The 25,828-nt window shown below is 71.1% G+C and carries 24 protein-coding genes; 16 read left to right on the top strand and 8 right to left on the bottom strand.

The window, feature by feature from the left end:
• Positions 1 to 10: 10 nt before the first annotated feature.
• The 13 genes from PS467_RS02935 (at position 11) to PS467_RS02875 (ending at position 10,993) form a co-directional block, all read left to right on the top strand.
• Complete coding sequence (locus PS467_RS02935) at positions 11 to 958, top strand: PDR/VanB family oxidoreductase (protein WP_311033827.1); 948 nt, start codon at positions 11 to 13, stop codon at positions 956 to 958.
• 75 nt (positions 959 to 1,033) lie between these two features.
• Entirely contained in the window at positions 1,034 to 2,368 is a 1,335-nt protein-coding gene (locus PS467_RS02930; protein ID WP_311033826.1) for an amidase, read from the top strand.
• A 165-nt stretch (positions 2,369 to 2,533) separates the two neighbouring features.
• Positions 2,534 to 3,637, top strand: coding sequence for a mandelate racemase/muconate lactonizing enzyme family protein (locus PS467_RS02925; RefSeq protein ID WP_311033825.1), 1,104 nt, complete (start codon positions 2,534 to 2,536; stop codon positions 3,635 to 3,637).
• A 52-nt stretch (positions 3,638 to 3,689) separates the two neighbouring features.
• On the top strand, positions 3,690 to 4,556 hold the full coding sequence (catA, locus tag PS467_RS02920) for a catechol 1,2-dioxygenase (protein ID WP_311033824.1): 867 nt from the start codon (positions 3,690 to 3,692) through the stop codon (positions 4,554 to 4,556).
• Positions 4,557 to 4,580: 24 nt separating this feature from the next.
• Positions 4,581 to 4,856 (top strand): muconolactone Delta-isomerase, encoded by a 276-nt coding sequence (gene catC, locus PS467_RS02915; protein ID WP_432280530.1) that lies wholly within the window; start codon positions 4,581 to 4,583, stop codon positions 4,854 to 4,856.
• Positions 4,853 to 5,662, top strand: a complete 810-nt coding sequence (locus PS467_RS02910) for an alpha/beta fold hydrolase (RefSeq protein WP_311033822.1) — start codon at positions 4,853 to 4,855, stop codon at positions 5,660 to 5,662. The genes catC and PS467_RS02910 overlap by 4 nt, the downstream gene beginning before the upstream one ends.
• A 42-nt stretch (positions 5,663 to 5,704) precedes the next feature.
• Positions 5,705 to 5,866, top strand: a complete 162-nt coding sequence (locus PS467_RS02905; RefSeq protein ID WP_268969829.1) for a hypothetical protein — start codon at positions 5,705 to 5,707, stop codon at positions 5,864 to 5,866.
• A gap of 48 nt (positions 5,867 to 5,914) precedes the next feature.
• Positions 5,915 to 6,532 (top strand): response regulator transcription factor, encoded by a 618-nt coding sequence (locus tag PS467_RS02900; RefSeq protein ID WP_268969828.1) that lies wholly within the window; start codon positions 5,915 to 5,917, stop codon positions 6,530 to 6,532.
• Complete coding sequence (locus PS467_RS02895; protein WP_311033821.1) at positions 6,529 to 7,965, top strand: ATP-binding protein; 1,437 nt, start codon at positions 6,529 to 6,531, stop codon at positions 7,963 to 7,965. The genes PS467_RS02900 and PS467_RS02895 overlap by 4 nt, the downstream gene beginning before the upstream one ends.
• 144 nt (positions 7,966 to 8,109) lie before the next feature.
• Complete coding sequence (locus tag PS467_RS02890; protein WP_311033820.1) at positions 8,110 to 9,273, top strand: acyl-CoA dehydrogenase family protein; 1,164 nt, start codon at positions 8,110 to 8,112, stop codon at positions 9,271 to 9,273.
• Positions 9,274 to 9,289: 16 nt separating this feature from the next.
• Entirely contained in the window at positions 9,290 to 9,658 is a 369-nt protein-coding gene (locus PS467_RS02885) for a hypothetical protein (RefSeq protein WP_311033819.1), read from the top strand.
• The gene (locus PS467_RS02880; RefSeq protein WP_311033818.1) at positions 9,655 to 10,407 is read left to right on the top strand and encodes an SDR family NAD(P)-dependent oxidoreductase; all 753 of its coding nucleotides are present in this window, start codon (positions 9,655 to 9,657) and stop codon (positions 10,405 to 10,407) included. The genes PS467_RS02885 and PS467_RS02880 overlap by 4 nt, the downstream gene beginning before the upstream one ends.
• Positions 10,408 to 10,480: 73 nt before the next feature.
• Positions 10,481 to 10,993, top strand: a complete 513-nt coding sequence (locus PS467_RS02875) for a flavin reductase (protein ID WP_311033817.1) — start codon at positions 10,481 to 10,483, stop codon at positions 10,991 to 10,993.
• 73 nt (positions 10,994 to 11,066) lie between these two features.
• On the opposite strand, the gene PS467_RS02870 is transcribed toward PS467_RS02875, so the two are convergent.
• The 8 genes from PS467_RS02870 to PS467_RS02835 all read right to left on the bottom strand — a co-directional run bounded on the left by PS467_RS02870 (position 11,067) and on the right by PS467_RS02835 (position 20,352).
• Entirely contained in the window at positions 11,067 to 12,038 is a 972-nt protein-coding gene (locus tag PS467_RS02870; RefSeq protein WP_311033816.1) for an arabinan endo-1,5-alpha-L-arabinosidase, read from the bottom strand.
• A 161-nt stretch (positions 12,039 to 12,199) separates the two neighbouring features.
• Complete coding sequence (locus tag PS467_RS02865) at positions 12,200 to 13,168, bottom strand: acetylxylan esterase (protein WP_311033815.1); 969 nt, start codon at positions 13,166 to 13,168, stop codon at positions 12,200 to 12,202.
• 153 nt (positions 13,169 to 13,321) lie between these two features.
• Positions 13,322 to 14,365 (bottom strand): LacI family DNA-binding transcriptional regulator, encoded by a 1,044-nt coding sequence (locus PS467_RS02860; RefSeq protein WP_311033814.1) that lies wholly within the window; start codon positions 14,363 to 14,365, stop codon positions 13,322 to 13,324.
• Positions 14,366 to 14,523: 158 nt separating this feature from the next.
• Positions 14,524 to 15,360 carry an amino acid ABC transporter ATP-binding protein gene (locus tag PS467_RS02855; protein WP_311033813.1) on the bottom strand — a complete coding sequence of 279 codons (837 nt, stop codon included), beginning with the start codon at positions 15,358 to 15,360 and terminating at the stop codon, positions 14,524 to 14,526.
• Between the two features lie 5 nt (positions 15,361 to 15,365).
• Entirely contained in the window at positions 15,366 to 16,151 is a 786-nt protein-coding gene (locus tag PS467_RS02850) for an amino acid ABC transporter permease (RefSeq protein WP_268969819.1), read from the bottom strand.
• 60 nt (positions 16,152 to 16,211) lie between these two features.
• Positions 16,212 to 17,006 carry a basic amino acid ABC transporter substrate-binding protein gene (locus tag PS467_RS02845; protein ID WP_311033812.1) on the bottom strand — a complete coding sequence of 265 codons (795 nt, stop codon included), beginning with the start codon at positions 17,004 to 17,006 and terminating at the stop codon, positions 16,212 to 16,214.
• Positions 17,007 to 17,093: 87 nt separating this feature from the next.
• Entirely contained in the window at positions 17,094 to 19,052 is a 1,959-nt protein-coding gene (locus PS467_RS02840; protein ID WP_311033811.1) for a glycoside hydrolase family 127 protein, read from the bottom strand.
• Between the two features lie 214 nt (positions 19,053 to 19,266).
• Positions 19,267 to 20,352, bottom strand: a complete 1,086-nt coding sequence (locus PS467_RS02835; protein WP_311033810.1) for a MerR family transcriptional regulator — start codon at positions 20,350 to 20,352, stop codon at positions 19,267 to 19,269.
• Positions 20,353 to 20,591: 239 nt separating this feature from the next.
• Here PS467_RS02835 and PS467_RS02830 point away from each other — a divergent pair, with 239 nt between their 5' ends.
• Genes PS467_RS02830 through PS467_RS02820 form a run of 3 tightly spaced genes read left to right on the top strand, consistent with a single transcriptional unit; the run spans position 20,592 to position 25,828 of the window.
• Positions 20,592 to 22,448: a glycoside hydrolase family 43 protein gene (locus tag PS467_RS02830; protein ID WP_311033809.1), complete on the top strand. Its 1,857-nt coding sequence runs from the start codon at positions 20,592 to 20,594 to the stop codon at positions 22,446 to 22,448.
• Between the two features lie 33 nt (positions 22,449 to 22,481).
• Entirely contained in the window at positions 22,482 to 24,386 is a 1,905-nt protein-coding gene (locus PS467_RS02825) for a family 43 glycosylhydrolase (protein WP_311033808.1), read from the top strand.
• Positions 24,386 to 25,828, top strand: a complete 1,443-nt coding sequence (locus PS467_RS02820) for an RICIN domain-containing protein (RefSeq protein WP_311033807.1) — start codon at positions 24,386 to 24,388, stop codon at positions 25,826 to 25,828. Before PS467_RS02825 ends, PS467_RS02820 begins: the two co-directional genes overlap by 1 nt.

Below are 25,828 nucleotides of genomic sequence, written 5' to 3'. Positions count from 1 at the left end.
GGGGCGCGCGATGATCACAGTCACGGTCAGTGAGATCACGGCCGAAACCGCCGCGGTGAAGTGCTTCCGGCTGTGCCGCAGCGACGGCCGCCCGTTCGCACCGTACGAGGCGGGGGCCCATGTCGATGTGCTGGGCCCGAGCGGGATCACCCGGCAGTACTCGCTGTGCGGCCCGCCCGGTGAAACCGGCTCCTATGTGATAGCGGTCAAGCGGGAGGAGTGCTCCCGGGGCGGCTCCGCCGCGTTGCACGACCAGGTCCGGGTGGGGCACCAACTCACCATCGGCGAACCGCGCAACCTCTTCGCCCTCGATCCGGCGGCGGCCCGGCATGTGCTGGTCGCCGCGGGCATCGGGATCACCCCGCTGCTCAGCATGGCGTACGCACTGCACCACACCGGCAGCCCGTTCCGGTTGCACTACTTCGCCACCGACCGGCAGCAGGCGGCGTTCGTACCGCTGCTGGAGAACGCCGACTTCGCCGCCGACGTCACCTTCCACTTCGGGGTCGGCAGGAGTGAGCAGCCCGAGGTGCTGGCCGCGGCGCTGGCGGACGCGGACACCGGGACGCACGTCTACACCTGCGGTCCCAAGGAGTTCATGCACCGTGTCGTCGACGTGGCGACCCGCGCGCTGCCGGAGGACCACGTCCACGTCGAACACTTCCAGCCGCTGGAGCCGACGGCCGACGCCGGCGAGGAGTTCGAAGTGGAGCTGGACACCGGTGAGGTGTTCCGCGTCCCGCCCGGCCGCAGCATCGTCGAGGTGCTGGCGGAGGGCGGTATCGAGGTCGACACCTCATGCCGCGAGGGCATCTGCGGCACCTGTGTGCTCCCGGTGCTCGACGGCGTCCCCGAACACCGGGACAACTGCCTGACCCGCAAGGAGAAGGCAGCGGGCGACCAGATCGCCACGTGTGTGTCCCGCGCCAGGACGCCCCGCCTGGTGCTGGAGCTGTAGCCCCGCCCTGGGGAGTCGCGAGTGGCGGAGTCCGACGGACCGGCCCCCGCCCGGACCGGAAGGAGAGAAACCCTCATGCCGTCAGCACGGCCCGAGACCACCCTGTCCGCCCTGGTGGCGCGGGTGGCCGCGGGCGAACTGAGCCCCAGCGAGGTGATCGGTGGCGCGCTGGAACGCCTCGACGCCGCGGAACCCGGTATCCGGGCCTGGGTACGGGTCGACCGGGACGGGGCACAGGGTGCCGCCCGGCGGCTGGACACCGCACCGGCGGCCGGCCCGCTGCGGGGTATTCCGTTCGGGGTCAAGGACATCATCGACGTCCGCGGCCTGCCGACCGAATGCGGATCGCCCCTGCGCCGGGGACGCGTGGCCGGATCGGACGCCGTACTGGTCGACCGGCTCCGGCGGCTCGGCGCCGTGCCCCTGGGCAAGACGGTCACCACCGAGTTCGCCTACTTCGCCCCCGGCCCCACCAGGAATCCGCACCACCTCGGGCACACCCCCGGCGGTTCCTCCAGCGGCTCCGCCGCGGCGGTGGCGGCGGGCGTGGTGCCCCTCGCCCTCGGCAGCCAGACCGCCGGATCGCTGACCCGGCCCGCCGCCTACTGCGGGGTCGCGGGGTTCGTGGCACCCGTCGGAGGACCCCTTGAGACCACCGGGTTCACCGGCTTGTCCGCCACCCTGGACGCCGCGGGGCTGCTCACCCCGACCGTCGCCGACCTGCGGCTGGCCCATGCGGCACTGACCGGCGCGGACCGGCTGCCCGGCCCCGTCGCACCGCCCGCGCGCCCCACGCTGGCCGTGTGGCCGGGCACCGAACTGGGCGAGGTGGCGGCGGACATGCGAGCGGCTCTGGCCCGGACCGTCGAGGACGCCGTGGCCGGTGGCGCGAGACTCGTGGAGCTCGACTGGACCGAGCGGACACCCCGGCTGGTGGACGCGCACATCACCGTCATGGCGTACGAGGCCGCCCGGTCGCTGGCCGCGGAGGCCGCGCACCCGGACCGGCTGAGCACACCGCTGAACGAGCTGCTGGCGCGGGGCCGCTCCATCGCGGCCACCGACTACCGCCGGGCGCTGTCCGTCGCCGAACGGGAGCGTGCCGCGATGCTGGCCCTGCTCGGCGACGTGGACGCCGTGCTCGGCCCGGCCGCTCTCGGGCCCGCCCCGAGCGGACTGGCCGCCACCGGATCCCCCGTCCTCAGCCGGCCGTGGCAGCTCCTGGGACTGCCGGCGCTGACCGTACCGGGTCACCGGAACGGCGCGGGCCTGCCCCTGGGCCTACAGCTCATCGGACACCCGGAGCGGCTCGACCGGCTGTTCGCGCTCGGCCACGCCATCGAAAAGGCCGCCCGCGCCGGTACGGACAACGAGGGCACGGACAACGGCGGCATTGAAAGTCGGCATTGATATCGGTGGCGTCTGAATACGCCCCAACCTGGTATTTGTGGTGTATGGGGTGCGCTCCCTACGCTGATGCCCATTCGAGGGCCCCGGGACAGGAAAAGAAAAGCCCGAGGGAATTCAGGCGCTTTCGGTATTCCCGAGGACGCGCCATCGGTCTGAAGGAGTGGCATGAAGATCGTCAAAGTGGAGGCAATACCCTTTGCCATTCCCTACGCCAAACCCCTGAAATTCGCCAGCGGCGAGGTGCACACCGCCGACCATGTCCTGGTGCGGGTGCACACCGACGAGGGTCTGATCGGCACCGCCGAGGCGCCACCCCGCCCGTACACCTACGGTGAGACCCAGGAGTCCATCGTCGCGGTGATCGGCAAGATCTTCGCGCCGCAGATCCTGGGGATGACACCGCTCGAGCGCGAGGCCGTGCACGCCAGGCTCGATCGCACCATCGGCAATCCGACCGCCAAGGCGGCGATCGACATGGCCCTGTGGGACATTCTCGGCAAGGCCGCCCAGATGCCGGTGTCCGGGCTGCTCGGCGGCTACACCGACCGGATGCGGGTGAGCCACATGGTCGGGTTCGCGCCCGCCGACCAGATGGTGGCCGAGGCGGAGCGGATCCGGGACACCTACGGCATCACCACCTTCAAGGTGAAGGTCGGACGGCGGCCGTACGGCGACGACGTCGCGGCCTGTCGCGCACTGCGCCAGGCGCTGGGTCCGGACGTCGAGCTGTACATCGACGGCAACCGCGGCTGGACGGCGTCCGAGTCCGCCCGCGCCCTGCGCGAGATGAGCGACCTCGGCCTGACCTTCGCCGAGGAACTCTGCCCCGCCGACGACGTACTGGGACGCCGCTGGCTGGTGGCCCAGTCCACGGTCCCCTTCATCGCCGACGAGAGCGCCACCCGCGCCGCCGAGGTGACCCGCGAACTCCTCGGCGGCTCCGCCACCGCCATCAGCATCAAGACCGCCCGCACCGGCTTCACCGCCTCCCAGCGCGTGCTGCACGCATGCGAAGGACTGGGTGTCGAGGTGGTGATGGGCAACCAGATCGACGGCCAGATCGGCACGCTGTGCACCGTGACCTTCGGCGCCGCCCACCGGACGTCCGCCCGGTACGCCGGAGAGCTGTCGAACTTCCTCGACATGACCGACGACCTCCTCACCGAGCCGCTGACCATCGAGTCCGGCACCCTGCGCATCCGCGAGGGCGCCGGGCTCGGTATCGACATCGACCCCGACAAGCTGGCCCGCTACCGCCAGGACCGCTGATCCGCGCACCAGAAGTGCACCACGCACGCACCACGACACAAGGGACGAGACCATGACCGAGACCATCCCGGACCGGCCCGCCGAGCAGGCCACCGCGGCCGCGTCCGGAGCCGCCGCCACCGAGCAGTTCCGCAGCAAGCAGCGGACCGGCACCGCCGACGTCGACACCCGGCGGGTGGACACCCTGGTGTCCGAGCTGCTCGCCGCCACGCATGACATCATCCGGCGCCACAAGCTGACCTACGCCGAGTACGACGCGCTCAAGGCATGGCTGATCCGGGTCGGCGAGGACGGCGAGTGGCCGCTCTTCCTCGATGTGTGGGTCGAGCACGTCGTGGAGGAAGTGGCGAACGAGAACCGCGAGGGCAGCAAGGGCACCATCGAGGGCCCGTACTACATCCCCGGCGCGCCCCGCCTGCCCGCCGAGGCGACCCTGCCCATGCGGGAGAACGAAGCGGGCACCCCGCTGCTCTTCCACGGCCAGGTCAGCTCCGTGGACGGCACCCCGCTGGCGGGCGCCCTGATCGAGATGTGGCACGCCGACGACGACGGCTACTACTCGCAGTTCGCGCCGGGCCTGCCCGAGTGGAACCTGCGCGGCGCGGTCGTCGCCGACGACCAGGGCAACTTCGCGATCCACACCATTGAGCCCGCGCCCTACCAGATCCCCACGGACGGCGCCTGCGGCTCGCTCATCGAGGCCGCGGGCTGGCACGCCTGGCGTCCCGCACACCTCCATCTGAAGGTGTCGGCGCCCGGACACCAGCTCATCACGACCCAGCTGTACTTCCGGGGCGGCCGGCACGTCGAGGACGACATCGCCCAGGCCGTGAAGCCCGAGCTCATCCTCGACCCGGGCCCGGCGGCGGACGGCAACGGCCACCAGGTCCGTCACGACTTCATCCTCGACAAGGCGTGATGCCCGGTGTTGTTCGCGGTACGCATGGACGTTGACATCCCGCGCGATCTCGACCCCGAGGTCCGCGCGGACCTGGTGGCCCGTGAGAAGGCCTACTGCCAGGAACTGCAAAGGTCGGGGGAGTGGGTGCACATCTGGCGGTGCGTCGGGCAGTACGCCAACATCAGCGTCTTCGACGTGGCCGACAACGAGGCGCTGCACCGCGTTCTGTGGAGTCTGCCGCTCTTCCCGTATATGAAGATCGACGTCACCCCGCTGGCGCAGCACCCGTCCGACCTGGCGGCCGGCGAGGCCGCGTGACGCCCCGCCCTCCGCTCCACCACCGGATCGACGGCCCGGCCGAGGCGCCGTTGCTCGTCCTGGGGCCGTCCCTGGGCACACGGACGGCGGTGTGGGAACCGCATGCCACCGCCCTCGCCGGCCACTACCGGGTGCTGCGCTACGACCTGCCCGGTCACGGCGGTCCGCCGGGCCATCCGTCCGGCGGACCGGCGCCGGGCACACCGGGCCCCGGCCGTACCACGGTCGAGGACCTGGCGTCCTCGGTGCTCGATCTCGTCGACCACCACGGCCGGGACCGGTTCCACTACGCGGGCATCTCACTGGGCGGTGCCATCGGGGCCCAGCTCGCCGTCCGCCACCCGGAACGGGTCGCCTCGCTGACGCTGGTCTGCTCCTCCGCCCACTTCGGGGCGCCAGGCCCCTGGTACGAGCGCGCGGCCCTGGTGCGGCGCGCGGGGACCGGCGCGTTGCTCACGGCCATGCCGGGCCGCTGGTTCGCCGACCCCGCGACGGCCGAGACCCCCGTGGGGAAGGAGCTGCTGCGCGACCTCGCCACCACCGACCCGGCCGGCTACGCGGCGTGCTGCGATGCCCTGGCACGCTACGACCTGCGCGGCGAGCTGGCGCGGATCGGCGCTCCCACGCTGGTGCTCGGCGGCGTCCACGACCTCGCCACCCCCCTCGACCACGCGCGGGAACTCGCCGAGGGAATTCCCGGAGCCACCCTGAAGACGGTCGCCACCGGCCATCTCGCGGTGGAGGAACCCGATGCCGTCGGGGCGGCCCTGACCGCCCACCTCGGTGCGGCCGGGCGCGGCCTATGAGACCACCGGCCGGATCGCGGGCACCTCGGCCGCCCCGTGGCCGTGTTGTACCGTGACGACATCGTGGAGACGGGCGCCGCCGCCCAGGTCACCGAGGGTCCGGAACACGCCCGCGGGCGGCGGCCGCCGCCCACGGCGCCGGTTCCGGACCCCGGCCGCCGGGCGTGGCGCCGGGCCGAACGGCTGAAGGAGACCGCCGCATGACCTTCCGTACCCCGGGACCGGACCGGACGCGCCGGCGGGGCGGCTGAGATGAGCCTCGTCTACATCCTGGACGACGACGAGGAGCTGAGCGAATCCCTCGCCTGGCTGCTGGAGTCGGTCGGCATCCGCTCGGAGCGCTTCCGGGACGCCCGCGACTTCCTGCGCGCTTACGACCGTGACCAGCCCGCCTGTCTGGTCCTCGACGTCCGCATGCCCGAGCTCAGCGGATTCGACGTACAGCAGCTGCTGAACGAGACCGGCGCGCCCCTGCCCGTCGTCTTCGTCTCGGCCCACGGTGACATCCGGATGTCGGTACGCGCCCTCAAGAACGGCGCCGTCGACTTCCTGGAGAAGCCGTACGACCCCCAGCACATGCTCGACGTCGTACAGGCCGCGCGGCGCACCGCCCGGGAACGCTTCGAGCGGGCCGCGGGACAGCGCGCGTTGCGCACCAGCCTGAACCGCCTGACCGCCCGTGAACGGGAAGTGCTCGCGCTGTCCGTCGACGGCGCGCCGAACAAACGCATCGCGACCCGGCTCGGCATCAGCGCCAAGACCGTCGATGTGCATCGCGCGCGCATCCGGGAGAAGACCGGTGCCGAGAGCATCGCCACGCTGGTGCACGACATCCTCCGACTGGGGCTGCGGCCCTCGGCGGACCGATGAGGGACACCACCGCGAGCCGGCTCGCACCGTCCGACTTCCGCACCCTGATGCAGGGTCTGAAGTACTGCGTCCTGCTGCACGACGCCCGCACCTACGACATCCTCTGGGCCAACCGGGCGGCCTGCGAACTGCTCGGCTGGACGGTCGACGAGCTCCGGCCCCTCAAGGCGCCGGACATGAGCAAGAACGCCCTCCAGTACAGCCGCGAACTCGGACACCGCTGGCTCGGCCACGCGGTGGAGCACGGCATCAGCGCCACCGAGTGGTGCTATCGGTCCAAGAGCGGTGAGGAGATCCTCACCGAGGCCATCGCGATCCGCGTCGCCCTGCCCACGCGAGCGGTGGTGCTGGTCCAGTTCCGGGACATCGCCGAGGAGAAGGCGGTGCGACGCGATCTGTTCCGCACCGAGAGCAGGCTGCGCGCCTTTCTGAGCGGTCTGGCCGAGGGGATCGTCGTCCTCGACGACGCGAACCGTGTGGTCTTCGCCAGCGAGTCCGCGGCCAGGCTGCTCGGCGGCGGCATCCACGGGGCGGACTTCACCGGCTACTGCTGCGGCGGGCCGGTCCCCGACCGCGAGGGCCGCTACCGGTTCGCCGCACCCGGCGGCGAGCCCCGCTGGTACGCCGCGACCTGCCAGTACATCGAGATCGAGAGCGATCTACAGGGCCGGATGCTGCTCTTCTACGACATCACCGACCGGGTGCGCACCGAGGAGGAGCACCGCCGCGACACCCAGCGCCTGAACCACCTGGCCCGCAACAACGCCATGGGCGACATGGCGATGGCGATCGCCCACGAGGTGAGCCAGCCGCTCGCCGCCGCGTACAACTTCGTCGAAGGAGCCCGCGGCCGGCTCGGCAGCGGTGACCAGGCGGTGGCCTGGGGGCTGGACAACGCGGCCCGGCAGATCGAGCGGGCCCGGCGGATCCTGGCCAGCCTGCGCGGCTACGTCGGCCGCCTGGAGCAGTCCGAGCAGCTGACCGACCTCAACGCGATCGTGCGCGACTGTGCGTACTTCATCGAGCTGCGCGCCCAGGAACACGCGGTGGCCGTCGAGTTCGACCTCACCGCCGAACCGCTGCCGGTGCGCTGCGAGAACGTGCTCATCGGGCAGGTCGTGATGAACCTCGCCTTCAACGCGGTGGACGAGATGGCCGGCCGTCCGCAGGAGGAGCGCACGGTGCGGGTCACCACCCGGCGCGGCGCGGAGGGGACCGCCGTACTCGCCGTCCGGGACCGGGGGAACGGGCCGCCCCGCGAGGACAGCCTCTTCGACGGTGTCTTCACCTCCAAGGAGAACGGCAGTGGCATCGGCCTCGCCCTCAGCCACCGCATCATCACCCGCCACGGCGGCCGGATCGACGTCGAGGCCAACCAGCCGCGCGGCGCGGTCTTCCGCTTCGCGCTGCCGCTGGCCCCTCCCGGCCCGTAACCGGAAAGGCCGGAAGCGAGAACGCGGGTAGGGGAAATCCCCTACGCGATGCAGCCAACACCCAATAGCAGCGGGTCGGGCGCCGCGCATAGCGTGATCGCAAGGCGGGCGGGAGTTCCGCTCGCAGTGCGAGGAGAATCGCTCATGACGCAGACGCTGGATGCCGCCGAAACGGCGGCCGCGGGGCAGTCGCCCTCCGGATCGGCGTTCGACCGGGCGCTGGCCGTAGTCGCCCGGCGGCGTGCCGAATTCGAGGAGAAGCGGCATGTGCCGCGGGATGTGATCGATGAATTCAAAAGCGCGGGAATCTACCGGGCGAGCGCACCCAAACAATTCGGCGGGGACGCCCTTCCGCCCGCCGCGTTCCTCCGGCTCATCGAACGGATTTCGGCCGTGGACGGATCGGCCGGCTGGGTCGCGAGCTTCGGCTCGTCGCTGATCTATCTGGCCGCGCTGCCGCTTGAGACCCAGGCCGAGCTGTACGCCGACGGGCCCGATGTGGTCTTCGCCGCCGGACTGTTCCCGGTACAGCCCGCCGAACGTGTCACCGGTGGCCACCGGGTCAGCGGCCGCTGGAAGTTCGCCAGCGGCTGCAAGGGCGCGGACATCCTCGGCGTGGGCATCAAGGACGGTGCGGACGGCGGCGGCCGGCCGCGCACCGCCCTGCTGCGGCCCGGTCAGGTGGAGATCGCCGAGAACTGGGACGTCATCGGCATGCGCGGCACCGGAAGCCACGACCTGGTGGTCGAGGGGGCCGTGGTCCCCGAGGAGTGGACGTTCGTCCGCGGCGGCGAACCCACCGTCGACGAACCGCTCTACCGCTACCCGGCCGTCCCCTACGCCGCGCAGGTGCTGGCCGTCGTCGGCCTCGGGGTGGCGCGGGCCGCGCTCGACCACGTCATCGCCCAGGGCGGCCGGGCCGGCTACACGGGCGCCCCGAAACCCGCCGAGCGCGCCACCTACCGGATCGCGGTCGGGCGGGCCGAGGCCCGGCTCCGGTCCGCACGCGCCTTCTTCTACGAGGCCACCGAGGAGGTGTGGGCCACCGTGGTCGCGGGCGACCCCGCGAGTGCCGGACAGACCAGTGCGCTGCGGCTCGCCTCCGCCCACCTCGCGAAGACCTCCTTCGAGGTCGTACGCGCCGCCTACCAGCTCGGTGGCATCGCCGCCATCGCCGACGCCGGCCCCATGCAGCGCTATCTGCGCGACGCCTCGGTGGTCCCGCAACACGCCTTCCTCCAGGAGGGCATGTACGACGGCGCCGGCGCCGTCCTCATGGGCGTCCAGCCCTTCCCCGGCTACCTCTGAACGACAGGAACCCACCATGCCCGATTCCACTGGCGCACCCCTGCGCGTGCTGTTCTGCGTCGGCGTCAACCAGAACTTCTTCGACCTGCCCACGGGCCAGGGCACAACCGTCTGGGACGGCTTCACGTCCATGCTCACCCAGCTGTACGACATGCCCGGGGTGACCGTCCTCGGCACCGTCGACGACGACCGGCACATGGTCGGCCCCTCCGACTCCTGGCCCTGGACCTGTTACGTCCTCGCCGACGTCGTCGACCAGCCGACGGTCGCCGCGGCCTGCGACCTCTTCCGCACCGTCCAGGTCGGCGAGCACGGCCTGTGGCGCTATATGAAGATCGAGGCGCGCATCGGCCGCCCGCTGCCCGAACCGGAGGCGGCCCGGTGACCGCGGAGACCGCGCGGGTCGCGCTCGTCACCGGAGCCGCCCGCGGCCTGGGCGCGTGCATCGCGGGCCGGCTGTACGACCGGGGCTACCGCGTCGCGCTCACCGACCTGGACCAGGAGGCCGCGGCCGAGGCCGCGGCGGCCCTCGACCCGGAAGGCCGCGCCACCGTCGGACTCGCCCTGGACGTGCGCGACAAGGACGCCTTCGCCCGCGTCCGCGACCAGCTCGCCGACCGCTGGGGCGCGGTCCACGTGCTGGTCAACAACGCCGGACTGGCCAAGGCCGAAGCGCTGATGGAGATCAGCCCCGACAGCTTCCACCAGGTGGTGTCGACCAACCTGGACGGCGCCTTCTTCGGCTGCCAGGTCTTCGGCGCCTACTTCGCCGGGCGGGGCCACGGGCGCATCGTCAACATCGCCTCCCTCGCCGGACAGAACGGCGGCACGGCGACCGGTGCGCACTACGCGGCGGCCAAGGGGGGAGTGACCACCCTGACGAAGGTGTTCGCCCGTGACCTCGCCCCGCACGGGGTGACGGTGAACGCCATCTCCCCGGGCCCCCAGGACCTGCCGGCGGTCCGCGACATCGTCCCGCCGGACAGACTCGCGGCCCTGGAACAGGCCGTCCCGGTAGGGCGGTTGGGACGGCCGGAGTTCATCGCCGACATGGCCGTGCTGCTCGCCGCCGAACACGCGGATGTGGTCACGGGCGCGTGCTGGGACGCCAACGGCGGCCTGTTCATGCGCTGACGTCCCCTCCGGACGACAACGACACGGCCACATGAGCGAAACCGAACCGAAGCAGGAGAGGAGGGGCCCCGCCGTGACCCCCGACCAGGCCCAGTTCCGGGAGGCGATGGCGCATCTCCCGGCGGCCGTCAACATCTTGACCACGAACGGCCCGATGGGACGCTGTGGCATCACTGTCAGCGCGGTCTGCTCCGTGACCGACGATCCGCCGACCGTGCTGGTCTGCGTCAACCGCGGCAGCGCCATGCACGATGTGTTCCGGGCCAACGGAAGGGTCTGCGTCAATGTGCTCGGCGGCGCCCAGCAGGACCTGGCCCTGCACTTCGCCGGGGCCACCAGGGTGCCGATGGCCGAACGCTTCACCTGGGACGTCTGGGACCGCGCGCACGATCTGCCGGTGCTCAAGGACGCCCTGGTGAGCGCCATCGGCACGGTCACGCACGCCGTCCCCATGGGCTCCCACAGCGTGCTCTTCGTCGACATCGAGCAGATCCGCACCCGCTCCGGCGGGCCGAGCCTGGTCTACTTCAACCGCGCGTTCCACCGTCTCGACGCCACGCCGCCGGTACCGGAAGCCAGTCGATGACATCGGCGGTGGCTCCCTCCCCGCGCCGCGGGGAGGGAGCCGTGGGGCGCGCGCGGACGACGGCGAAGACGGTTCAGTAGGCGGTCGGCCAGCCGCCGGACCAGCTCAGCAGGTTGACGCCCAGCTTGGGGGTGCCGTTGTCCTGGCCGTCGTAGTAGTGGTAGACGAGCAGATCGCCGTCGCTGTCGCTCATCACGGACTGGCCGCCGGGACCGATGTAGCGGCCGTGGGACTCCAGCACCGGGGAACCGCCGTTGTTCAGCATGTTCACCCCGTTCTTGTCGTAGTACGGCCCGGTGGGGCTGGTGGCGCGGCCGACCTTGATCTTGTACGTGGAGGCGGTGCCCGCGCAGCAGGTGTCGTACGACGCGAACAGGTAGTAGTAGCCGTTGCGCTTGACGACCGCGGGGCCCTCGACCGCCTTGGTGCCGGTGGGCCGGGAGGCGATGCTGTAGACGGTCTTGTCGCCCGCGTACTGCTTACCGGTGGACGGGTCCAGGCGGATCATCTTCAGCCCCGACCACCACGAGCCGAACGACAGCCACCACTTGCCGTCGCTGTCGACGAAGAGGTTGGGGTCGATGGCGTTGTAGTCGCTGCTGCTGGTGGTGGCGTGGACGATGCCGTAGTCGGTCCAGGTGCCGGCCTTGCCGCTGGCGGAGCCGGCGACACCGATGGCGGAGTTGCTGGAGCCGAACGACGAGACGGCGTAGTACATCAGGTACTTGCCGCCCTGGTACGAGATGTCGGGCGCCCAGGGGTCGTTGTCGGCGGAGTACGTCTTCCACCAGGAGGGCGCGGTGGTGAAGGCGTTGCCCGAGCGGGTGAAGGCGATCCGGTCGGTGGAGGTGCGGGCCTCCAGACCGCCGTGGGTGGAGTAGAGCAGATAGGTGCCGTCGGTGGCGCGGATCATCGTCGGGTCGTGGACGACGATGTCGCCCGTGACCAGGCCGGGGTTGGGGTAGGCGGAGGCGCTGGTGGGGAGCAGGGCGAGCAGGAGTGCGGCGGGCAGCATGAGCCATCTGGCGCGGCGGTGCGCTTTCATGAGCGGTTCTCCTCTTCGGTACCTGGGGATGTGCGCGTCTGTGCCTGGGGACGTGCGCGTTCTCCGACGCCGACAGGCGCCGGACGGGGTACGGAGACACCGGCCTGACCCGGGCGTCCGGACCGGCGGGTGGCGATCGAAACGCCGCCCGCCGCGCTCGCTCAGCCCAGCAGCGCCCGCAGGAAGGCGATCTGTTCGGCCTGCTGATGTGTGGACCCGCCCTCGTGGCCGTTGAAGGGCCACACCCTGATGTCCTTCTCACCGGCGTAGTGGTGATAGGCGGCGAAGCCGCAGGAGGTCGGGGTGATCTCATCGCGCAGGGCGGTCGAGAACAGCGCCGGCGCGTTCGCGCGGGCCGCGAAGTTGAGGCCGTCGAAGTGGTCGAGCGTGGCGAACACCCGCTCGGTCAGATCACGCCGGCCGGCGCAGAACCGGGCCAGTTCGCCATAGGGATCGGCGTCGGTGATCTCGACCGCGCGCCGGATGTGCGTCATGAACGGCACATCCACCAGCGCCGCCGCCAGATCCGGCACCAGCCCGGCCGCCGCCAGGGCCAGCGCACCGCCCTGACTGCCCCCGCTGACCACGATCCGCTCGCTGTCCACCAGCGGATGGACCCGGGCGGCCTCCACCGCCCGCACCGCGTCCGTGTAGAGCCGGCGGTAGTAGTAGTCGTCCGGGGACAGGACACCCTGGGTCATCTTGCCCGGCGTCTCGGGCCCGGTGCCGCCGACCGGATCGGGGGTGTCGCCGGGGGAGTGCTGGACCCACCCCTGGCCCCGGCTGTCCATCACGAAGACCGCATAGCCGACCGACGGCCACAGCAGCCAGTTGTGCGGCAGCCCCCGGCCGCCGCTGTAGCCGAGGTACTGCACCACGCACGGCAGCGGGCCCGGCACGTCCCGAGGGGCCAGCAGCCAGCCGCGTATCCGGTGCCCGCCGAAGCCGGAGAACTCCACGTCATAGGTGTGCAGACGGGTCAGCCCGGCGTCGGTCCCGGTGAACACCGCGTCCAGCTCCGCGGCGCGGGCCTCGGCGAGGGTCCGCTTCCAGAAGGTGTCGAAGCCGTCCGGCTCGGGCAGCGGGGGCTGATAGCTGCGCAGCTGCTCCAGGGGCAGGTCGATGAACACGGTGGGTGGACCTCCGTAGCGATCGGTGCGGCGATGAGCGGGGGCCAGGACGGGGCGGAGACACGGTTCGGGGACGGGGACGGGAGACGGGGGTGGGCGGTGCGCCGAGGGCGCCGGTGCGTTCGGATCTCCGTGCAGTGTTCGAGTCCTCGGTCATGACGGAGCCCGGAGTGGGGGCGCGGTACTGGACCGGACCATGAGCCGGGTGGACAGCTCGGTGCGGGTGGCCTCCGGCACCTCGCCGGTCATCAGCCGCACCAGCGTGCGCAGCGCCGCGGCCGCCATCTCCGCCAGCGGCTGCCGGACCGTCGTGAGCGCGGGCGTGATCCAGCGGGCCTGCGGCAGATCGTCGAAGCCCACGACACTGATGTCCCGCGGCACCCTCAGACCCCACTCCCTGACCGCCTGGTACACACCCAGCGCCATCTGGTCGGAGCAGACGAAGACGGCCGTGGGCGGCTCGGCCAGATCCAGCAGCTCACCCATCCGGTGGCGCGCCGCCGCCTCGCTGATGTCGCAGTAGCGCACATACGCGGACGGCACCGGCAACCCGGCCGCCGCCATCGCCGAACGGTATCCGGCGACCCGGCCACCGTCGCGCACCGTCCGCCCGTGGCCGCCGATCACCGCGATCCGGCGGTGTCCCAGCTCGATGAGGTGCTCGGTGGCGGCCATCCCGCCCTGCCAGTTGGCGGCCGCCACGGACGGCACCCCGGGCGGCGGGTCGTCCGCGGGGTCGATCAGCACGAACGGGATCCGCCGCTCGTCGAGCCAGAGGTACTGGGCGGGCGCGAGCGACGTGAGATGGAACAGCACCCCCGAACTGCCCCGCGCGTACAGCTTGTCCAGCCGGCCGGGGTCGAGCCGGCCGCCGCGGGTGCGGGTGGCCGCGGCGGAGACCACCACCTCCAGCCCCGCCTCGTGCGCGGCCTCCGCGGCGCCGTGCAGCACCGCCCCCGACCAGGCGCTGTCGAGTGAGTGCACCACCAGGTCGACCATCGCGGTCGGCTTGGGCGCCTCGCAGCGCGGCCTGCGGATGTACCCCAGGCGGTCCAGGACCTCGGTGACCCGGCGCCGGGTGTCGGGGGCCACGTCCTCCCGGCCGTTGACCACCTTCGAAGCGGTCGGCACCGACACACCCGCCTCACGGGCGACGACCGCCAGGGTGGGCCCCGTCGATCCCGAGGAACGAGCCATCGAGACTCCCCTTCTCTCGTCGCCCACGCGGAATCCAGACCGGGCAGCAACCGGTTTCTATACCCTAAGGCCGCCTCATGTCACCGGGAAGACCCAGGGATCGAGGCGGGATGCGCGGGCCTGCCCGCCGTCGTCGGCTGGGCGAGTCGCGGCGATGCTCACGTGTCGATCCGCGCTCCGTGCGGGCCGGTGTCCGGCGCCTCCTCCACCCGTGCCGCGGCCGGGTTGAGCACCCGGGTGAGAAAGGCCCGGGTGCGGGGGTGGACCGGGTCGGCGATGACCCGCTCCGGACCGCCCTCCTCCACGATCACCCCGTCGTCCATGAAGACGACCCGGTCGGCGACCTCCCTGGCGAAGCTCATCTCATGGGTGACGACCAGCATCGTCATCCCCTCGTCGGCCAGGGCGCGCATCACCGCGAGCACATCCCCGACCAGTTCCGGATCGAGCGCCGAGGTCGGCTCGTCGAAGAGCATCAGCTCCGGGCCCATCGACAGCGCGCGGGCGATGGCCACCCGCTGCTGCTGGCCGCCCGACAGCTGCGCCGGATAGGCCGACTCCTTGTCGCCCAGGCCGACCCGGCGCAGTGTCTCCCGCCCGATGCGCACCGCCTCCGCCTTGTCGCGGCGCAACACCCGTCGCTGGGCGATCGTGAGGTTCTCCAGGGCGGTCAGATGGGGAAAGAGATTGAACGCCTGGAACACCATGCCGATCCGCCGCCGCACCCGGTCGATGTCCACATCCGGGTCGGTGACCTCGGTCCCCGCCACGGTGACCGAACCCGAGGTCGGCTCCTCCAGCAGGTTGACACAGCGCAGCAGCGTCGACTTGCCGGACCCGGACGGGCCGATGACACAGACCACCTCGCCCCGCCGGACGGTGAGATCGATGCCCTTGAGCACCTCCAGCGCGCCGAAGGACTTGTGCAGCCCCTCCACCCGGATGGCGATGCCGTCCGCCTCGCCGGTCTCGGGTACCTCCGTCGTCCTCTTCACTCCGGTCACCTCGCCTTCGCCGCACGGGCCTCGAGCCGGCGCACCAGATGGCCGAGCGGAACGGTGATGATCAGGTAGCACACCCCGGCGACCAGGATCGGGGTGAGGCTGCGATGCTGATTCAGCGCGTCCCGGCCGAACTTGGCCAGTTCGTACTGGTCCAGGGAGAGCCCCAGCAGATAGACCAGGGACGAGTCCTTGGTCAGCAGCACCAGTTCATTGGTCAGCGGCGGCAGGACGATCCGGAACGCCTGCGGGATGATGATCGAGGCCATCGCCCGGCTGTGGGACATGCCCAGCGAACGCGCCGCCTCCATCTGCCCCTTGGGCACCGCCTGGATGCCGGCCCGCATCGTCTCGGCGATATAGGCGGCGCCGACGAGCCCCAGCGCCAGCATGACCGTGACATACCGGTCCAGCGCCACCTGGAAGGCGAGCGGTACCCCGAAGCCCAGCGCGATGAACACCAGCAGCGCGGGCACCCCGCGGAAGAACTCGATGTAGGCGACCGCCAGCCAGCGGTACGGCGGCACCCGCGAGAGCCGCATCAGCGCCAGCACCACCCCGAGCACGAGCCCGAACCCGAAGCCGAGCAGGGTGTAGACGACGGTGTTGACCAGGGCGGTGGTGATGATGTCGGGGAACAGCGACCGGGCCACCTCGGCGTCGAAGAACGCGCGCCGCAGCTCACCCCAGTCCGCGGCCAGGACGATGGCGAGCAGCAGGGCGATGAGCACGGCGTACTGCACCGCCCGTATCGCCCGCGTCCGCTGTCGGCGGGTCATTGCCATAAGTGCGGGACTCCTCGGTTCCGACGTTCCGTTGGCCGTCCGGGCCGGCCGTCGGGGGCGTCATTTCTTGGGCGCGGTGCCGAACCACTTCTTGTAGACGCGGTCGTAGGAGCCATCCGCACGGGCGTCCTCCAGCACCGCGTTGATCTTCTTGCGCAGTGCGTCATTGCCGGTCCGCACGGCGATGCCGTACTGCTCGCCGGTGTCGAACTCGGCCGTCACGGCGGTGTCGGGGTTGTCCTTGACGTAGTCGTAGAGCACCCCGTTGTCGTTGATGCCCGCGTCGGTCTGTCCGGTCTTGACGGCGGTCAGCAGCAGCGCGAGGTCCTCGAACTGGACCAGTTCGGCGCCCTTGGCGTGCTTCTGGGCGTAACTCTCGCCGGTGGTCCCCTGCTGGACCGCGAGCTTCTTGCCCTTGAGGTCGGCGAGGGTCTTGTAGGGCTTGCCCTTGGCGGTGAGCAGGGCCTGGGTGGCCTCGAAATACGGGGCGGAGAAGTCCAGGTTCTTCTCGCGCACCTCGGTGATGGTCATCCCGGCGGCGGCCACGTCGCACTGGTTGGTGTTGAGGTCCTCACCGGACTGGATGCCCTCGAAGGGCGTGTCCACGATCTCCTGCCGCACATCGAGCGCCGAGGCGACGAGATCGACGATGTCCACATCGAAACCGACGATCTTCTTGCCCTGTGTGGACTGGAAGGGCGGATAGGGCAGATGGGTACAGGTCGTGAGCTTCCCGGGCTTCACCAGGCTGATGTCCGAACCGCCGGACCCCGACGACTTGGTACTCGTGCACCCGGCCAGCAGGGCGGATACGGCGGCGACGGCTATGACGGGCAACGCGGAGCGAGCGAACACGGCACCTCCGGGGCAGGGTCGGCGAACGACCGTGAACCACATGATCAATGAGTCGGCCGCATCCTCCCACCGGAGGTGCCGCGCGGGCTATACCGGAATCCACACCCGCATCGCGCCGGGCTCGCGGTTCGCCCAGGCGTAGTACGGGATCGCGGTCACCCGGACCGGCGCGGAGGTCTGCGTGCCGCCCGTGTCCCCGCCGGAGCCCCCGCCGTTCCGGTACGGCCACCAGCCGTCGCGCCAGGCGGTACGGCGCAGGGCCGGCGTGGTGATCACGGTCACCCCGCCGAGCAGCTCCGGCCGGTGCTCGTGGTGCAGCGCGGCGCCCGCGACGAGGGCGATCTCGTCCAGCCGCAGCCCGGCGGGCTGGTCGGGCTGTTCCAGGCAGTACACCAGCGGGCCGCGCTCGATCGCGGCGCAGCCGCGCACCGCGTCGACCCGCGGATCGGGCCGGGTGAGCCGGGCGTCCAGCGGCAGGCTCAGGACGACGGTCTCACCGGGCCGCCAGCGCCGCCGCAGCCGCAGCCAGCCGTGTTCCGCCTGTTCGGCCACCGGCTCCCCGCCGACCGTCACCTCGTACGTCCGAGCCCAGTGCGGGATGCGCAGCGACAGCGTCCAGTCGGTGTCCTTCGGGACCTGGTCCACGACCACCGCGATGCGCCCCTCCCAGGGGTAGCCGGTCCCCACCCGCACCGCTCCGCCGCCCGCCTCGTACGAGCCGGAGGCGTACTGGTGCAGCTGGAGCCCCTCGGCGTCACCGCTGGCCATGTAGTGCGGCAGCGAGGCCAGCAGCCGCATCACGTTGGGCGGGCAGCAGGCACAGCGGAACCACGGCGTCCGGTGGGGACTTCGGTCACCGGCGGTGGCCTTACGGCCCTCCTCGTCCTGGCGTACCTGAAGCGGATTGACATAGAGCCAGCGCTCGCCGTCCAGCGACATGCCCGAGGCGAAGCCGTTGAACAGGGTCCGCTCCACCAGGTCGCTGTAGCGGGCGTCCCCCGTCAGCAGCGCCATCCGCCATCCGAAGTGGATGGCGGCGACGGCCGCGCAGGTCTCCGCGTACGCCCGGTCCGGCGGCAGCTCGTACGCGTCCCCGAAGGACTCCAGGTCGTGCCGGGAGCCCACCCCGCCCGTCAGATAGGTCTTCGTCGCGGCCATGTCCTCCCACAGCCGCACCAGGGCGTCCCGCAGTCCCGCGTCACCGGTCTCCGCCGCCACGTCCGCGGCCCCGGCCAGGAGATACAGCTGGCGCACCGCGTGCCCGGCGACCGCCGTCGCGTCGCGCACCCGGACGTGGTCCTGCCAGTAGGGCGCCCCGGGCCGGGGGCCGGCCGCGCCGTCCGCCGGGCCGTCGCCGAGACTGCCCTGCCCGCGCCGCTCCACGAAGTACGCCGCCAGATCGAGATGGCGCCGGTCACCGGTTTCCCGGTACAGCTCGACCAGCGCCGTCTCGATCTCCGGATGGCCGCACACCGTCTCGTCCTTGCCGGGGCCGAACCTGGTGCCGATGAGATCGGCGCACCGCACCGCCACATCGAGCAGTCCGTCCCCGCCGGTGGCCCGGCGGTGTGCGACCGCGGCCTGGAGGAGATGCCCGGCGCAGTACAGCTCGTGCCCCCAGTGCGGTTCCGCCCACCGCCGGGCATCCGGTCCCAACTGGTAGTACGTCTGGAGATAGCCGTCCTCGGCCTGGGCGGCCGCGACCATCCCGGCCAGTCGTTCCACCTGCCGGGACAACTCCTCCTCGGCGGGCCCCCCGCCACCGTCCGCCAGCTGCCAGGACGCCGCCTCCAGCCACTTGTGCACATCGGAGTCCTGGAACGGGAAGTCGCCCCGGAAACCGGACTGGGCCGGCGCCGCTCCCGCGGCGGCCCGCAGATTGGCCAGGTTGCCCGCCCGCTCCAGCCGGTCCGGCCCCTGCGGGAGGCTCACCTCGGCGTTGACGCGCCGTCTGGCGGCCCAGAAACCCCCGGTGATCCGCGCCGCGGTGGCCGGGCGGAGGGCGGTGTGCGCTCCTGGTGAGAGCCGGATCGGACCTGCGGACATCCGCCTACCCCTTCGCCGCGCGCCGCCGGGCGTGCCTGTCACCCGGTCATCAGGAGTGGAAATCGGTTTCCGCCGTGAGCATATGGAGGCATTCGTCCGGTCGACAAGAGTTTGCACACACCATTCAACAACGTTCAACAATCGGTCACAGTGTGCGGGCCGGACGGGCAGGGCGGCGGCTCATACGGAGGCTTTCACGGCGGCTGATGCGGCGTCAGCGCCGCTGCTCGAGCACATGGGCCACCGCGCAGGTGACGTTGTCGGGCCCGCCCGCGCGGATCGCGAGGGCGACCAGCTCCCGTACGGCCCCGCCCGGATCGGCCTCCGAGGCGAGGACGTGCTGGATCTCCTCGGCGGGCACGACTTTCGTCAGCCCGTCCGAGCACAGCAGATAGCGGTCCCCGGCGCGGGCGTCCCGCAGGGCGAGGTCCGGCTCGAACGCCGCATCGCCGCCCACGGCGCGCAGCAGCAGCGCCCGCTGGGGGTGCGAGGCGGCCTCCTCCTCGGTGATGCGCCCCTCGTCGATCAGCGACTGGACCACGGTGTGGTCATGGGTGATCTGGAAGAGTCCGCCGTCGCGCAGCACATAGGCCCGCGAGTCGCCGATATGGACCAGCCCCAGCCGGGAGCCCGACCACACCATCGCGGTGAGCGTCGTCCCGACGTCCCGCAGCGCGGGGTCGGACGCGGCCAGCGCGGACACCGACTCCCGGGCCCGGTGCGCCGCGTCCTCCAGGGCGCTCAGCAGTTCCCCGCCCGGCACACCCGCGTCCAGCGGTTTGAGCGCCTCGATCGCCGCCTCGCTGGCGTGCCGTCCGCCGAAGCCGTCGGCCACGGCGAGCAGCCGCGGACCGGCATAGCCGGCGTCGTCGTTGCGCTCCCGGACCGAGCCGGTGTCGGAGAGCACGGCGTAGCGGATGCCCAGTGTGCCGTGGGCGGCGGAGGTCGCGGTGTCAGACATCGTGGAGTCCCTTCCGGACAGATGGTCGACGAGGAAGGCGGCCAGGTCCCGCCTGGCCGCGGTGTCGGCCTCGACCCGCGCCCAGTACGCGCGCACCTCGCGCGCCGCCGCCCGCGGTGTCAGCTCGCACACCGCGCGGATGTCCGCCAGCGGCATGCCGAGCCGCCTCAGCCACGCCACCAGGCGGGCCCGCTCCAGCTGTGCCGGATCGTAGCGGCGGTAGCCGGAGTGCGGATCGACGTGGGCGGGCGGCAGCAGCCCGAGTTCGTCGTAGAGGCGAAGTGCCTTGGGGGACAGCCGCGATGCCCTCGCGAACGCGCCGATCGTCAGCAGCCCCATGCCCGTCCTCCTCGTCGCCGGGCGCCTCGCCCGGTCACCACGATGCTGGGGCTTCCCCCTTGGAGAAGGTCAACGGCCCGCACCTTCGTCCGACCCGCCCGTCCCGCACCGCCCCATGGCGCGTCCGCCAGGGCTCCATGGTTTTCGAAACTTTCGCACCCTTACCAGGGGATGTCGGAAGTCATCAGAACCCTTAATCTCCGAACAAATTCGATCACTTCGAATCGCAGGAGCCTCTGATGCCCCCGCATGCCACCCGACCCTGGAGAGCGTCGGCAGTGCTGCTCGCGCTGCTGGCCGCCCTCGCGCTGGCGGTGCCCCTCTCCGCGAGCCGTGCGCACGCCGCGGAGCACGACCGGAGCGAGGGGAGCGGACGCGCCGTGCGGCAGCCCACCACCGTCTCCCGCTATCTGTTCACCGCCTTCACGAACAGCAGCGAGAGCAATATGTACGTCTACGGTTCCGACGACGCGCGCGCGTTCTGGTCGGTCCAGGACAAGGCGTACACCCCGCCGTCCGGTCTGGTCCGCGACCCCAGCGTCATCCACCGCGGCGGCCGCTACTACGTCGCCTACACCACCGGATGGACCGGCACCACCTTCGGCCTCGCCGTCAGTGACGACCGCCGCACCTGGACCCACCTCACCGACGTCGACCACGGCGTGGCCGCCAACAACACCTGGGCACCGGAGTTCTTCACCGACGCGCCGGACGGCAAGGTCCGCATCGTCGTCTCGATGTCCACCGGGCCCACCGCCTACCGGCACTTCCAGCCCTACGTCCTCACCGCCCTGGACGACACGCTCACCCGATGGAGCGAGCCGCGGCCGCTGGAGGGCATCTCCCCGAGCGAGAGCGACGACAACGGCTACATCGACACGTTCGTGGTCCGCAAGGGCACCACCTACCACGCGTTCACCAAGAACGCCACGGGCGAACTCATCGAGCACGCCGTGGCCGACCGCATCACCGGCCCGTACCACTTCACCGGCAAGGGCGACTGGGCGGGCTGGGGCGGCCTGCTGGAGGGCCAGACCGTCGTCGCCCTCCCCGGCGGGGGCTACCGCATGTTCATGGACGGCTACACCGTCCGGAAGTACTACTACAGCGACAGCGCCGACCTGGAACACTGGACGCCCAAGCGGGAGCTGCCCGGCCTGTCCGGTGTCGTGCGCCACGGCACCGTCATCCGGGAGACCGCCACCGTACGGCCCGGCGACTCCAACCCCGCCCTGCCCGGCTACCACGCCGACCCCGATGTGATGTACGCCGAGGGCCGGTACTGGATCCATCCCACCGAGGACGGCCATCCCGGCTGGAGCGGCACCCGCTTCAGCAGCTTCTCCTCACCCGACCTGGTCCACTGGACCCACCACGGTACCGCCCTGGATCTCGCCGATGTCTCCTGGTGCCACGAGAACGCCTGGGCCCCCTCGGTGGTCCGCAAGGGCGACACCTACTGGATGTACTTCAGCGCCTGCCAGTCCATCGGCGTGGCCAAGTCCACCAGTCCCCAGGGGCCGTTCACCGACGCCCTCGGCAGACCGCTTATCACCAAGGGACAGTTCGGCCACCAGTCGATCGACCCGGACGCCTTCATCGACGACGACGGAACCCCCTACCTCTACTTCGGGCAGGGCGCGTTGGAGGCGGCCAGGCTGAACGAGGACATGGTCTCCTTCGCCACCCAGCCGGTGCGGATCACTCCGCCCGGCTACAACGAGGCACCGACCGTCTTCACACGCGCGGGCCGCTACTACGCGATGTGGTCGGAGAACGACACCCGCAGCCCCGACTACCGCGTGGCCTACGGAGTCTCCGACTCACCGCTGGGCCCCTTCACCAAGGCGGAGGGCAACCCGGTCCTCAGCAAGGACACCGCTGACCAGATCCTCGGCACCGGTCACAACTCCGTCATCCAGGTCCCGGGCCGTGACGAGTGGTACATCGTCTACCACCGCTTCGCCCGCCCCGGCGGCGACGGCACCCACCGCGAGGTCGCCATCGACCGGATGCGGTTCGACCCCGACGGCACCATCCGGAAGATCCGCCCGACGCAGGCCGGTATCCAGCCCGTCCGCATCGGGCCCGCCTAGCCGCGCACTACAAGCCAGAGCAGGAGAGACCATATGAGCCGCAGCAAAGCACCCCCGCCCAGCCGCAGATACGTGCTGATGGGCGCCCTCGCCCTGGGCGCGGCCGCGGGAACCACCGGTGTCGCGCAGGCCGCCACCGCCGCCACCCCCGCCGCTCCCACCGCGCCGCGGGCGGCCGCCAAGGCCGCCTCCTACGCCAATCCGCTGGTGCGGCAGCGCGCCGATCCGCACATCGTCAAGCACACCGACGGCTACTACTACTTCACGGCCACCGTCCCCGAGTACGACCGCATCGTCCTGCGCCGCTCCCGGACCATCGCCGGTCTGGCCACCGCCGCCGAGTCGGTGATCTGGAAGAAGCACACCAGCGGCGACATGGGCGCCCACATCTGGGCCCCGGAACTCCACTTCATCGACGGAAAGTGGTACGTCTACTTCGCCGCGGCGCCCGCCGAGGACGTCTGGAAGATCCGGATGTGGGTGCTGGAGAACGCCAGCGCCAACCCCCTCACCGGGACCTGGACCGAGAAGGGCCGCATCGTCACGCCCATCGACTCCTTCTCCCTCGACGCCTCCACCTTCGCCCTGGGCGGCACCCGCTACCTCGTCTGGGCCCAGAGCAACCCGGACGTCGGCAACAACTCGAGCATCTACATCGCCCGGATGGCCAACCCGTGGACCGTCACCGGGCCCCAGGTGGAGATCTCCCGGCCGACGTACGACTGGGAGACCATCGGCTACAAGGTCAACGAGGGCCCCTCGGTCCTGCGCAGACACGGCAGGCTCTTCCTCACCTACTCCGCCAGCGCCACCGACGCCCACTACTGCATGGGACTGCTGACCGCCTCCGCCGACAGCGACCCGCTGGCCGCCGCGTCCTGGCAGAAGAGCCCACAGCCGGTGTTCTCGAGCAATGACACCACCCAGCAGTACGGCCCCGGCCACAACTCCTTCACCGTCGCCGAGGACGGCCGCACCGACCTCCTCGTCTACCACGCCCGCCAGTACAAGGACATCACCGGCGACCCGCTGAACGACCCCAACCGGCACACCCGCGTCCAGGCCCTCGGCTGGAAGACCGACGGCACCCCGGACTTCGGCGTGCCGGTGGCCGACGCGCCCACCCGGGACACCACGGCCGCCACCCGCTACACCATGACGGCGTTCACCAACAGCAGCGAGTCGAACATGTACGTCTACCAGTCGTCCGACGCGACCACGTACACGCTGCTCAAGGGCCCCGCCTACACCCCGCCGTCCGGGCTCATCCGCGACCCCAGCGTCATCAAGCACACCGACGGCTACTACTACATCGTCTACACGACCGACTGGACCGGGAACACCATCGGTTTCGCGCGCAGCCGCGACCGCGTCAACTGGACCTTCGTCCGCAACCACACCCTGCCGGTGTCCGGGCTGGAGCGGACCTGGGCGCCCGAGTTCTTCGTGGACGACGACGGCAGCGTCCACATCGTCGTCTCGCTCGACACCACCGCCACAGCCGATTACATCTTCCGGCCGCATCTGCTCACCGCCACCAACGCGTCGCTGTCCGCCTGGACGACGCCCCGACCGCTGACGGGCCTGGACACCTCCAACTACATCGACACCTTCGTCGTCCGCCACGCCGGGCAGTACCACGCCTTCACCAAGCAGGAGACGACCAGGTACATCGAGCACGCCACCGCCACCAGCCTCGGCGGGCCGTACACCTTCCGCGGCACGGGGGACTGGGCCGGCTGGGGCAGCTGGCGTGAGGGGCCGGCGCTGGTGCGCCTGGACAACGGCGGCTGGCGGATCTACTTCGACGGCTATACCGAGCAGAAGTACTACTACAGCGACAGCCTGGACGGCTTCCGGACCTGGACCCCGGTCCGGGAACTGCCCGGACTCACCGGATTCGCCCGCCACTTCACCGTCCTGAAGGAGACCGTGTGATGCGCGGGCGTCCCCGGACCCGTCCATGGTCCTTCCTCGTGGCCGCGCTCCTCGGGCTGCTGGCCCCGCTGACGGGAGCCGGCGCGGCACAGGCCGCCCCCGTCACCGTCGCCAACGCCACCCAGTTCACCACCACCACGGGCGAGGCGGTGCACGCCCACGGCGGGGGAGTCATCAAGGTCGGCGCCTACTACTACTGGTTCGGTGAGAACCGCAACGCCGACAACACCTTCCGCTATGTGTCCGCCTACCGCTCCACGGACCTGAAGACCTGGGAGTTCCGCCGCCACGTCCTCACCCAGGCCACCGACCCCGAACTGGCCACCGCCAATATCGAGCGGCCCAAGGTGCTCTACAACCAGCGGACCCAGCGGTTCGTGATGTGGATGCACAAGGAGAACGGCAGTGACTACAGCGAGGCGCGCGCGGCCGTCGCCACCTCCGCCACCGTCGACGGCGACTACACCTGGCAGGGCAGCTTCCGCCCGCTGGATACGCACATGTCCCGTGACATCACCCTGTTCCAGGACAGCGACGGCACCGGTTACATGGTCTCGGCCGCCCGGGAGAACTACGACCTGCAGATCTACCGGCTGACCGACGACTACACCGGGGTGGCGAGCCTGGTGGCCAACCCCTGGCCCGGCGGCCACCGCGAGGCACCGGCGCTCTTCAAACGCGGCAACGTGTACTTCATGCTGACCTCCGGCGCCACCGGCTGGAACCCCAACCAGCAGCAGTACGCCACCGCCACCAGCCTGGCCGGCCCCTGGAGCGGGATGCGCGACGTCGGCGACGCCACCGCCTACGGCTCGCAGACCGCCTACGTCCTGCCGGTGCAGGGCAGCGGTACCACCTCCTACCTCTACCTGGGCGACCGCTGGGGCAACTCCTTCGGCGGCACGGTCAACGACTCGCGCTACGTCTGGCTGCCGCTGGCCTTCCCCACCGCCACCACCCTGACCATGGACTGGTATCCGCAGCTCACCATCGACACCGCGGCGGGCACCGTGACCGGCTCCGGCGGCCCGTACACCACCCTCAAGGCCCGGCACAGCGGCAAATGCGCCGACATCACCGCCGCCTCGCAGACCGAGGGCACGGCGGCTGTGCAGTACACCTGCAACGGCGGCGGCAATCAGCTGTTCTGGGCCAAGGACGCGGGCGGCGGATACGTCCAGCTGATCGCCCGGCACAGCTCCCAGTGCCTGACGGTGGCCGGCGGCTCCACCGGCGACGGCGCCACCGTGGTCCAGGCGGCCTGCGGCACGGGGACGAACCAGCAGTGGCGGGCCACCGACACCGGTGACGGCTACGTCCGGTTCACCGCCCGCTCCAGCGGCAAGTGCCTGGACGTCGCGGACGAGTCCACGGCCGACAAGGCCGCGCTCATCCAGTGGAGCTGCACCGGCGGCGCCAACCAGCAGTGGCAGCGCGGCTGA

The organism is Streptomyces luomodiensis (genome assembly GCF_031679605.1).
Classification (GTDB): domain Bacteria; phylum Actinomycetota; class Actinomycetes; order Streptomycetales; family Streptomycetaceae; genus Streptomyces; species Streptomyces luomodiensis.
Note: the sequence above shows the minus strand (reverse complement) of the source record. Positions and strands in the feature narration are given on the sequence as shown.

Bases quoted from the DNA above. Each gene is read 5' to 3' on its own strand.
- PS467_RS02935 (WP_311033827.1), top strand. From the start codon at position 11: ATGATCACAGTCACGGTCAGTGAGATCACGGCCGAAACCGCCGCGGTG.
- PS467_RS02930 (WP_311033826.1), top strand. From the start codon at position 1,034: ATGCCGTCAGCACGGCCCGAGACCACCCTGTCCGCCCTGGTGGCGCGG.
- PS467_RS02925 (WP_311033825.1), top strand. From the start codon at position 2,534: ATGAAGATCGTCAAAGTGGAGGCAATACCCTTTGCCATTCCCTACGCC.
- catA (WP_311033824.1), top strand. From the start codon at position 3,690: ATGACCGAGACCATCCCGGACCGGCCCGCCGAGCAGGCCACCGCGGCC.
- catC (WP_432280530.1), top strand. From the start codon at position 4,581: ATGGACGTTGACATCCCGCGCGATCTCGACCCCGAGGTCCGCGCGGAC.
- PS467_RS02900 (WP_268969828.1), top strand. From the start codon at position 5,915: ATGAGCCTCGTCTACATCCTGGACGACGACGAGGAGCTGAGCGAATCC.
- PS467_RS02895 (WP_311033821.1), top strand. From the start codon at position 6,529: ATGAGGGACACCACCGCGAGCCGGCTCGCACCGTCCGACTTCCGCACC.
- PS467_RS02890 (WP_311033820.1), top strand. From the start codon at position 8,110: ATGACGCAGACGCTGGATGCCGCCGAAACGGCGGCCGCGGGGCAGTCG.
- PS467_RS02885 (WP_311033819.1), top strand. From the start codon at position 9,290: ATGCCCGATTCCACTGGCGCACCCCTGCGCGTGCTGTTCTGCGTCGGC.
- PS467_RS02870 (WP_311033816.1), bottom strand. From the start codon at position 12,038: ATGAAAGCGCACCGCCGCGCCAGATGGCTCATGCTGCCCGCCGCACTC.
- PS467_RS02860 (WP_311033814.1), bottom strand. From the start codon at position 14,365: ATGGCTCGTTCCTCGGGATCGACGGGGCCCACCCTGGCGGTCGTCGCC.
- PS467_RS02850 (WP_268969819.1), bottom strand. From the start codon at position 16,151: ATGGCAATGACCCGCCGACAGCGGACGCGGGCGATACGGGCGGTGCAG.
- PS467_RS02840 (WP_311033811.1), bottom strand. From the start codon at position 19,052: ATGTCCGCAGGTCCGATCCGGCTCTCACCAGGAGCGCACACCGCCCTC.
- PS467_RS02835 (WP_311033810.1), bottom strand. From the start codon at position 20,352: ATGGGGCTGCTGACGATCGGCGCGTTCGCGAGGGCATCGCGGCTGTCC.
- PS467_RS02830 (WP_311033809.1), top strand. From the start codon at position 20,592: ATGCCCCCGCATGCCACCCGACCCTGGAGAGCGTCGGCAGTGCTGCTC.
- PS467_RS02825 (WP_311033808.1), top strand. From the start codon at position 22,482: ATGAGCCGCAGCAAAGCACCCCCGCCCAGCCGCAGATACGTGCTGATG.
- PS467_RS02820 (WP_311033807.1), top strand. From the start codon at position 24,386: ATGCGCGGGCGTCCCCGGACCCGTCCATGGTCCTTCCTCGTGGCCGCG.